At 72.2% G+C, this 7,726-nt stretch carries 7 protein-coding genes; 4 read left to right on the top strand and 3 right to left on the bottom strand.

The genetic code is table 11. The annotated features are described in order from the left end of the window. Positions 1-120: 120 nt before the first annotated feature. The 3 genes from ACWEF6_RS42535 to ACWEF6_RS42525 are packed head-to-tail and all read right to left on the bottom strand — an operon-like array spanning position 121 to position 2,554. A complete protein-coding gene (locus ACWEF6_RS42535; RefSeq protein ID WP_449688140.1) occupies positions 121-1,032 on the bottom strand; it encodes a transketolase family protein in 912 nt (303 codons plus the stop codon). Beyond that, entirely contained in the window at positions 1,029-1,721 is a 693-nt protein-coding gene (locus ACWEF6_RS42530) for a thiamine pyrophosphate-dependent enzyme (RefSeq protein ID WP_449688139.1), read from the bottom strand. The genes ACWEF6_RS42535 and ACWEF6_RS42530 overlap by 4 nt, the downstream gene beginning before the upstream one ends. Positions 1,722-1,735: 14 nt before the next feature. Next, on the bottom strand, positions 1,736-2,554 hold the full coding sequence (locus tag ACWEF6_RS42525) for an SAM-dependent methyltransferase (protein WP_449688138.1): 819 nt from the start codon (positions 2,552-2,554) through the stop codon (positions 1,736-1,738). Positions 2,555-2,817: 263 nt separating this feature from the next. Here ACWEF6_RS42525 and ACWEF6_RS42520 point away from each other — a divergent pair, with 263 nt between their 5' ends. The 4 genes from ACWEF6_RS42520 to mhpA are packed head-to-tail and all read left to right on the top strand — an operon-like array spanning position 2,818 to position 7,606. Then, entirely contained in the window at positions 2,818-4,092 is a 1,275-nt protein-coding gene (locus tag ACWEF6_RS42520) for a cytochrome P450 family protein (RefSeq protein WP_310967731.1), read from the top strand. Positions 4,093-4,138: 46 nt separating this feature from the next. Beyond that, a complete protein-coding gene (locus tag ACWEF6_RS42515; protein WP_449688141.1) occupies positions 4,139-4,891 on the top strand; it encodes a thioesterase II family protein in 753 nt (250 codons plus the stop codon). Then, a complete protein-coding gene (locus tag ACWEF6_RS42510) occupies positions 4,888-6,090 on the top strand; it encodes a phthiocerol/phthiodiolone dimycocerosyl transferase family protein (protein ID WP_449688137.1) in 1,203 nt (400 codons plus the stop codon). Before ACWEF6_RS42515 ends, ACWEF6_RS42510 begins: the two co-directional genes overlap by 4 nt. A gap of 7 nt (positions 6,091-6,097) precedes the next feature. Continuing rightward, the gene (mhpA, locus tag ACWEF6_RS42505; protein WP_449688136.1) at positions 6,098-7,606 is read left to right on the top strand and encodes a bifunctional 3-(3-hydroxy-phenyl)propionate/3-hydroxycinnamic acid hydroxylase MhpA; all 1,509 of its coding nucleotides are present in this window, start codon (positions 6,098-6,100) and stop codon (positions 7,604-7,606) included. Positions 7,607-7,726 lie beyond the last annotated feature (120 nt).

Raw genomic sequence — 7,726 nt, 5'->3', positions numbered from 1 at the left:
CTGGTGCTCATCTACCTCACGGTCACCGGTTGACCCACGGAACGGGGTAGCGGCCATGGCCTGGATCTTCGCCCTCAACGCCGAATGCGGGGAGCCGGCCGGTTCCGCTCGCCGTAAGCGTCAGCCGACGAAACGGGCGATCGAAGCCGCCAGGGATTCGGCGTCGACGCCGAACAGGCGGTCGTGTTCCTCGGCCGTTCCGTAGACGCGGGCCTCGCGGTCGCGCCACGTTCCGAACGACCTCAGGCGGTGGGGCACGTCGGCCAGCGCTTCGGTCACCTCGAACGCCGACGTCCCGCGCAGGTACGGCTCGACCAGGACCACGTTCGGGGCCGCCGCGTTCACCGCCGCGCGGAGGCCCGCGTGGTCGAACGGGCGGATCGTCGAGGCGTACAGCACCGTGACGTCCGCCGTGGCCGTGGCGGCCAGGACCTGGTCCAGCACCGGGCCGACGGCGATGACGACGCCCTTGCCGCCCTGGCGCAGCACCGTGAACTCGGCCGACACCGGCACCGACTCGGTGTTCGCGCGCTCGGACAGCCGGACGTAGACCCGGTTGTCGCCGGCGATGGCCTTGGCCAGCAGCGGAGCGACCTCGTCCTCGTGGCCCGGCACGTGCACCGTCCAGCCGGGCAGCGTGTCCAGCAGGGCCACGTCGCCCGGTGCCTGGTGGGTGCGGCCCCACGACGGGTCGTCGTAGGACGCGCCCACGCTGACCAGGACCGCACCGACGTCCTGGTGGCCGAGGCCGATCTTGATCTGCTCGAACGGCCGCTCGACCAGGAACGGCGCGTACGTGTGCACCACCGGCCGCTGACCGGCGAGCGCGAAGCCGCCGGCGATGTCGATCATCGCCTGCTCGCGGATGCCGAAGTTGAGGACGCGGTCCGGGTACTCCTTCTTCACGTCCCAGAAGAACCACGACGAGATGTCCGCGGTCAGCATGACCACCCGCGGGTCCGTGGCGAGGGACTCGATCACCGTCTCGGCGAAGACCGTCCGCATCTGCTTCCTGGTCACCTGGGCGGTCATGCGCCGGCCCCTTCCTCGATCGGGAGGATCTCCGCGACGACGGCGCGCGGCCGCCCGTCGGTCTCCCCGGTCAGCGCCTTCTCCAGCGCGTCGTGGTCGCGGCCGTCGACCGTGGTCGCGGCCCAGCCCTCCAGCTCGAAGCGCGCGGCGATGCCACCCGGCCAGCCGAGGCTGGCCGTCTTGTTGTCGATGACGATCGCGGTGAGGCGGTCGAGCCCGAGCCGGCCGGCGATGGACATCGTCTCGTGGTTGCTGCCCTCGTCGAACTCGCCGTCGCCCATCAGGACGAACACGCGGGCGTCGCGGCCCTGGGCGCGCAGCCCGAGCGCGGTTCCGACGCCGAGCGGGAGGCCGTGGCCGAGGGAGCCGCTGCTGATCTCCACCCCGGGCGCCAGGTTGCGGTCTGGGTGCATGCCCAGCGGCGAATCCCACTGCCGCCAGGTGTCCAGCGTCTCCGGCTCGAGGAAGCCCTTCGCGGCAAGCACCGCGTAGTAGGCCATCGGGCCGTGGCCCTTGGAGAGGTAGAACCGGTCGCGGTCGGGGTCGTCGATGTTCGACGGCGACACGTTGAGCACGCGTTCGTAGAGCACCCAGATCGCGTGCAACGTCGACGCCGCGGCCCACCCGTGCTTCTCGTCCCCCGTCATCCGGCCGAACAGGCCGCGGAGGTTCTCTTCGGTCATCTGCATGGTTTCGGGCTTCCTCACTCGGGCTTGCGCGCGGTCAGCAGGACGTAGCCGAGCGACGGCTCGTCGCTGAAGGCGCGGAACCGGCCGAGCGTCACCTCGAACTGCGCGGCCTCGATGTGCTGCAGCGCCTGCTCCCGCAGCGCCTCGAACCGCTCCGCCGCCTTGGCCCACGACGGCCGGGTGAACTCGCTGACGTCCTCGGCCGATTCGGGCTCGAGGCCGGCTTCGCGCAGGTGGGCCTGGTACTCCTCGAGCGAGACGACCGACACCACGCCCTTGCCGACCTCGGCGACGCGCTCGCGGTCGGCCTCCAGTCCGGCGGGACCCGGCACGAGCAGGAAGTCGCCGAGCGCCAGGCGCCCGCCCGGCCGCAGCACGCGGGCCGCCTGGCGGATCACGTGCCAGCGGTCCGGCATGTGGTGCAGCGACTCCAGCGCCCAGACGAGGTCGAACGAGCCGTCCTCGTAGGGCAGTTCCATCGCGTCGGCGTACTCGAAGACGACCCGGTCGTCCACGTCGGCCTTGTACGCGCGGTCGTTCGCGCGTTCCACCTGCTTCTCGCTGATCGAGATGCCGGTGACCATGACGTCGTTCGCGACGGCCATCCGGATCGCCGGCTCGCCGTTGCCGCAGCCGATGTCGAGCAGGCGGTCGCCCGCCCGCAGCGGCAGCATCGCGGACAGCCGGTCGGTCAGCCGGGTGGTGGCCTCTTCGAGCGTCGCGGACTCGTCGTCCCAGTACCCGTGGTGCAGATTTTCGCCCCAGAGCTGGTCGAGCAGGTCCGCGAAAGCGTCGTAGCCCTGGCCAATCTCGTTCGGAGTCGGCTTCGTCACCAGTACCCCTAAGCATCGTTTCGCGTGACCGCGTGTCGATCAACGCCTGGCCTGCAAGGTCTTGGGCGAGAGTAGGTGAGGCCGGGCCGGCCGGGCATCCCTCGTTCTGATAGCATCGCGGCGCACCCCGACCGTCCACAAAGGACGTGGGACCGCAGCACTGTCAGGTTGGGGGATGCTCAACCGGGCCGCCCTTCCCTACCGTCCGAATCCGGGCCCGCCGCGCACGCGAGCGGGACCGCCCGCGTCGGCACCAGGAAGGGATGGCCATGACCGCCACCGCCAAGCCTTCGGCCAAGCCGGTCGACCTCTTCTCACCGGAAGTGGTCGCCGACCCGTTCGGCTGGTACGCGCGGTTGCGCGAGGAGCCGTTGCCCCACACCGGGACGCTGAACCTCGGCACCATGATGGGCGGGCCGGACATGTGGCTGGCCACCCGCTACGAGGACGTCCTCACGGTCCTCACCGACCCGCGCTTCCTCACCAACCCGCCGGAAGACTCGCCGCTGGCCGACATCCGCGACGGCGTCTTCAAGGCGATGAACTTCCCCGAAGACCTCATCCCGTGGATGGCGAACAAGCTCAACACCGCCGACGGCGAGGACCACACGCGGCTGCGCAAGCTGGTCTCGTACGCGCTGACCGCGCGCCGGGTCAACGCGCTGCGCCCGCGCGTCGAGAAGATCACCGAGGACCTGCTCGACAAGATGGCGGAGCAGGGCAAGGACGGCTCGCCGGTCGACATCGTCGAGGAGTTCTGCTTCCCGCTGCCGGTCACGGTCATCTGCGAACTGGTCGGCATCGACGAGCCCGACCGCGCCGCCTGGCACGCCTGGGGCAACGCCATGGCGACCATGGACGCGCCGAACATCCCGCCCGCGCTGCGCCACTGCATCGCCCTCTCGCGGGAGCTGATGGCCCGCCGGCGCGTCGAACCGCAGGACGACCTGGTCACCGCGCTCGTGCAGGCCCAGGCCGAGGACCCGGGCCGGGTGTCCGACGACGAGATCGTCGGGATCCTGTTCAGCCTGGTCACCGCCGGGCACCAGACGACGACCTACCTGATCGGGAACTCGGTGCTGTTCCTGCTCGAGCACCCCGACCAGCTCGCGCGGCTGAAGGCCGAGCCGGAGCTGTGGGCGCAGGCCGTGCGCGAGCTGCAGCGGCTGGGCCCGCTCCAGTTCACGCAGGCGCGGTTCCCGTCGGAGGACGTCGAGCTCGGCGGCGTCACGATCCCGCGGGGGACGCCGGTCGCGCCGCTGCTGCTGGCCGCCAACACCGACCCGCGCAAGTTCGACGAGCCGGACAAGCTGATCGTCGACCGGCTGAGCGTCACCAACGAGATGCACCTGTCCTTCGGCAAGGGCATCCACCGCTGCCTGGGCCAGCACCTGGCCTACCAGGAGGCCGAGGTGGCGCTGCACGGGCTGTTCACCCGGTTCCCGGACCTGGCCCTCGCGGTGCCGCGCGAAGAGATCCCGTGGATCCTGCGGCCGGCGTTCACCCGGACCAAGACGCTCCCCCTGAAGCTCGTTTAGCCCGAAAGGCAGCACCGCCGTGCACCGACCAGACACCGAGAAGTGGTTGCGCCGTTTCGAGCGGGCCCCGGACGCGCGGGCACGGCTCGTGTGCCTGCCGCACGCCGGTGGTTCGGCCAGCTTCTTCTTCCCGCTCGCCAAGGCCCTCGCTCCCGCGGTGGAGGTCCTGGCGGTCCAGTACCCGGGCCGTCAGGACCGGCGCCACGAGCCGCCCGTCGACAGCATCGGCGGGCTGACGAACCGGCTGCTGGAGGTGCTGCGCTCGGTCGACGACCGGCCGCTGGCCCTGTTCGGGCACAGCATGGGCGCGATCATCGGCTACGAGGTGGCGTTGCGGATGACCGACGCCGGGCTGCCCGCGCCGGTGCACCTGTTCGCGTCCGGGCGGCGGGCGCCCTCGCGCTACCGCGACGACGACTTCCGCGGGGTGTCCGACGACCGGCTCGTCGCCGAGCTGCGGAAGCTCGGCGGGTCCGACGCGGCCATGCTGGCCGACCCCGAACTGCTCGCCATGGTCCTGCCCGCGATCCGCAGCGACTACCGCGCGGTCGAGACCTACCGGCACGAACCCGGGCGCCGGCTGGACTGCCCGGTCACGGTGTTCACCGGCGACCGCGATCCGCGGGTGTCGGTCGAGGAGGCCCGGGCCTGGGAAGAGCACACCACCGGGCCGGCGGACCTGCGGGTGCTGCCGGGCGGGCACTTCTTCCTGGTCGACCAGGCCGCGCCGATCATCGCCACGGTGACGGAGAAGCTGGCCGGCCCCGCGCTGACCGGATCCACCGGGAGGACTTCGTGACCCGAGCCGCGGTCCGGCGGGCGCTGGCGCCCAGCGAGAGCGTTCACGCCGCCCGGGAGGCCTACATCGGCTACACCGTGCGCGCCGAAGGGCGGCTCGACCCCGAGGCGCTGACCACGGCGTTCGCCGCGGTCTGCCGCGCCTACCCCCAGCTCTCGGCCCGGGTGGAGTTCACCGGCGAGGGCGCGGTGCTGACGGAGTCGGACGCGCAGCCGGAGGTCCGGTTCGCCGACGGCGACCCGTCCCGGCCACTGGCGGGCTTGGACCTCGACCAGAGCCGCTCGCTGAGCGCGCTCAACGTCGTCCGCGACGGCGAGGAAGCCAGCGTCTGCCTGGCGATCCAGCACAGCGTCGCCGACGCCCACCACGCCACCGCGATCCTCGCGGCCCTGTGGTCCAGCTACACCGACGTCGTCGAAGGCGTGCCGCTCGACCTGGGCCGGCAGCCGTACCCGCGGTCGCTGGAAGACCTGCTGGCCGACCGCGGCATCCACTCGAGCGGCCCGGCGACCCCGCTGGCCCCGCCACCGGCGGCGAGCCGGCCGGACCCGGTCGTCCGCCACGTCGTCCAGCACCGGCTGACCGAAGCCGAATCGACGGCGCTGGCGAACCTCGGCCACCGCGAGAAGGTGACGATCAACGGCCTGGTGTCGGGCGCGGTCCTGCTCGCCGAGGCCGAGCTGCGCGACATGCCGCTGACCGACCTCGTCTACCGGTACTCGGTGAACCTGCGCGGCAGGCTGACCCCGCCGGTCGGCGCGACCGAGGGCACCAACGTGCTCGGCGGGGTCGCCTTCCAGGTGACGGACGGGATCGCGCACGACGCCGTCTCGATCGGCCGGGCCATCGGCGAGCAGCTGCGGGCCGGCCTGGCCGACGGGTCCGTGCAGCGCAGCATCCTGGACATGTTCAGCAAGCCCGCCGCCACCAAGCCGTGGGACCCGAAGCTCGCGCTCGCCGTGGTCAGCATCATGAACTGGGGCGTCGCCCCGCCGATGCGCACCCCGGACGGCCTGCGGCTGACCAACCTGCACTCGGCGTCCCGGATGCGGGAGACCATCGCGCTCGGCGGCTACGTGCTGAGCACGTTCGGCGGCCGGGTGGGCATCGACCTGGGCTGGCCCGAAGGCGATCCGTCGCTGCCGCAGCGCGTCGGCTGCCTGCGCGAACGGCTGGCCCGCCTGACCCGCGACCTGTGAGGTGCTCGTGACGGACACGGACGTCGTCATCGTCGGCAACGGCCCGATCGGCGCCACCCTGTCGGTGCTGCTGGCCCAGCGCGGCTGGCGGGTGACGGTGCTCGAGCGCCGGCCCCGGCCGTACCAGCTGCCGCGGGCGACCAGTTTCGACGGCGAGACCGCGCGGCTGCTGGCCGCCACCGGCATCGGCCCGGACCTCGGGCGGATCACCGCACCGGCCAACGGCTACCAGTGGCAGACCGCCGACGGGCAGGCGCTGCTGGACATCGCCTTCACCACCGAAGGTCGCTACGGCTGGCCGGACGCGAACACCATGCACCAGCCGGCGCTGGAGGAGCTCATCGCGGCGCGGGTCCGGGACCTGCCCGGGATCACCGTGCTGCGCGGGCACGAAGTCGTGGCCATCGCCGACGGCGACGCGCTGGTCCAGGTGACCGCGACCGACGCCGACGAGGTGTCACGGACCATCTCGGCGCGGTGGGTCGTGGGCTGCGACGGCGCCAACAGCTTCGTGCGTGAGCACCTCGACGTGCCGGTGACCGACCTCGGCTTCTCGTACGAGTGGCTGCTCTGCGACGTCCAGCTGACCGAGCCGCGGGAGTTCGTCCCGACGAACGTGCAGATCTGCGACCCGGCGCGGCCCACGACGCTGGTGGGCAGCGGGCCCGGCCGCCGTCGCTGGGAATTCATGCGCCTGCCGGGCGAAAGCGCGGCCGAGCTGAACAAGGACGAGACGGCGTGGCGGCTGATGGCCCCCTACGGCGTCACGCCCGAGACCGCCACCCTGCTGCGCAGCACCACCTACATCTTCCAGGCGCGGTGGGCCGACCGGTGGCGGGTGGGGCACGTCCTGCTCGCCGGCGACGCGGCGCACCTGATGCCGCCGTTCGCCGGGCAAGGCATGTGCTCCGGCATCCGCGACGTCACCAACCTGGCGTGGAAGCTCGACCTCACGCTCCGCGGCCTGGCCTCGGAGTCCCTTTTGGACAGTTACGGGGACGAGCGCCGGGAGCAGGCCCGGGAGGCCATCCTGGCGTCGGTGCAGCTGGGCCGGGTCATCTGCGTGACGGACCCGGCGGCGGCCGCCGAGCGGGACGCGACCGTGCTGGCCAACCGCCGCGGCAAGCCGGCGGGCCGGCCGGAACCGGCGAAACCGCTGACCGGCGGGCTGCTCCACGACAGCCCGGGTGCGGGTGTGGTGGTGCCGCAGGGCCGGGTGCGGGTGGGCGCGGCGACCGGGCTGTTCGACGACGTCGCCGGCCGGGGTTTCGTGCTGCTGACCACCGAGGCGGCCGGCTCGGACTTCCTCGCCGAGCTGGGGACGCACGTCGTCCGGCTCGACGAGGGGGTGGACGTCGACGACGTCTACCGGCCGTTCCTGGCCCGGTTCGGGGCGACGTCGGTGCTGGTGCGGCCGGACTACCACGTCTTCGGCACGGCCGGCCCGGGCGGGCTCGACGCCCTGGTGGACGCCCTGCGAAACAGCCTGCGCACCGCTGTGGTCACCATGTCGTGAGTGGTAAGGCGGGTTCTAACCCGCCTTACCACAAACGACAGAGCGGGCTGGGTGAGAAGATGGGCCAGGCCGCCCACAGGGGGGGGAGCGCCACCCGCCGGGAGTTGGGGGGGGGCAAGA

The sequence above is a fragment of the Amycolatopsis sp. NPDC004772 genome (assembly GCF_053601215.1).
This window is presented reverse-complemented; position numbering and strand designations above follow the sequence as displayed.

Bases quoted from the DNA above. Each gene is read 5' to 3' on its own strand.
- ACWEF6_RS42535 (WP_449688140.1), bottom strand. From the start codon at position 1,032: ATGACCGCCCAGGTGACCAGGAAGCAGATGCGGACGGTCTTCGCCGAG.
- ACWEF6_RS42530 (WP_449688139.1), bottom strand. From the start codon at position 1,721: ATGCAGATGACCGAAGAGAACCTCCGCGGCCTGTTCGGCCGGATGACG.
- ACWEF6_RS42520 (WP_310967731.1), top strand. From the start codon at position 2,818: ATGGCCATGACCGCCACCGCCAAGCCTTCGGCCAAGCCGGTCGACCTC.